Origin of the sequence: Psychrobacter sp. TB55-MNA-CIBAN-0194, from assembly GCF_040309505.1 — a bacterium.
Classification (GTDB): domain Bacteria; phylum Pseudomonadota; class Gammaproteobacteria; order Pseudomonadales; family Moraxellaceae; genus Psychrobacter; species Psychrobacter fozii.
Map to the genome: position 1 here is coordinate 1 of NZ_JBEOOW010000545.1, position 253 is coordinate 253.

The 253-nt window shown below is 39.5% G+C and carries 1 protein-coding gene; it reads left to right on the top strand.

Features of this window, described 5'->3' with window-relative positions:
• On the top strand, positions 1-198 hold a 198-nt coding region (locus tag AAEY75_RS16230), incomplete at its 5' end, for a CPBP family intramembrane glutamic endopeptidase (RefSeq protein ID WP_352260180.1).
• Positions 199-253: the final 55 nt, after the last annotated feature.

Here is a 253-nt window from a genome sequence, read left to right on the forward strand (position 1 = left end):
GTTCCTATCATTTCTGCCTTACTTTTCGGTATCGCTCATATCGGCGGCGGTTTCGAATATGCCTTCGTTGCTAGTGCTGCTGGGCTGGGTTATGGAATTCTATTCCATATAACTAAGCGAATAGAATGGTCTATCTTATGTCACTTTGTGTTGAATTTTTTACATTTCTTTTTATTCACCTTTCCAATGCTGGCCTAACAACTATTTAGTGATTTTTCTCTTAGCCATAAAGAAAACGGCCCATGTTAAGGGC